Below are 779 nucleotides of genomic sequence, written 5' to 3'. Positions count from 1 at the left end.
CAGCGTCATTCAGCACTGCGTACCAACTTCCGGAGCGATTTGCAGGACGAGCCGTTGCAAGTGGTGTACCGGAATAAACGCGGAGAAATGTACGTAGAGGATATACGTGAGAAGGAGAAGTCGGCGCAAGAGCAGTACATCGAGGAGTTCACGCGTCGAGATCAGCAGAGGGGCTTTGATCTGGCAAAGGATGCACTGATGCGGGTATCTATCTTGCGTACATCAGATGATTCATACCATTTTGTATGGAGCTTCCACCACATCATCATGGATGGCTGGTGTTTGTCACTGGTTACCAACGAAGTCTTTGGAGGATATACCGCCCTTACAGAAGGGAAGCCACCGCAATTGCCTGTGGTAACACCATATAGCCGATACATCGAATGGCTGGAGGGGCAGAATCGTCAGGAAGCAGCGGAGTATTGGAACGGTTACCTGCGGGGCTATGAGGAGACGGCGGTCTTGCCGCAGGCCAAAACAGGGAAGACCCAGGGATATGAGGCCGAATATCTGGAATTTGATTTGGGTATAGACCTGACAACGGCCCTGCTGCAACTGGCAAAGCAAGAACAGGTAACAATAAATACGCTGATGCAAACGGCCTGGGGCGTTTTGTTGCAAAAGTATAATCGCACAGAGGATGTCGTTTTTGGGAGCGTGGTATCGGGACGTCCAGCGGACATTGCCGGAGTAGAGCAGATGATTGGACTATTCATTAACACGGTCCCCGTCCGTATTCAAGGCGGACAAGCAACAGCATTTACAGAGCTGATGAAGCA

1 protein-coding gene is annotated in these 779 nt (G+C 51.1%); it reads left to right on the top strand.

Annotated elements, in window-relative coordinates:
* On the top strand, positions 1 to 779 hold a 779-nt coding region (locus tag NLX73_RS24825), incomplete at both ends, for a condensation domain-containing protein (RefSeq protein WP_254327609.1).

Source organism: Paenibacillus sp. CH40 (assembly GCF_024213605.1).
GTDB classification, from domain to species: domain Bacteria; phylum Bacillota; class Bacilli; order Paenibacillales; family Paenibacillaceae; genus Paenibacillus; species Paenibacillus polymyxa_B.
Note: the sequence above shows the minus strand (reverse complement) of the source record. Positions and strands in the feature narration are given on the sequence as shown.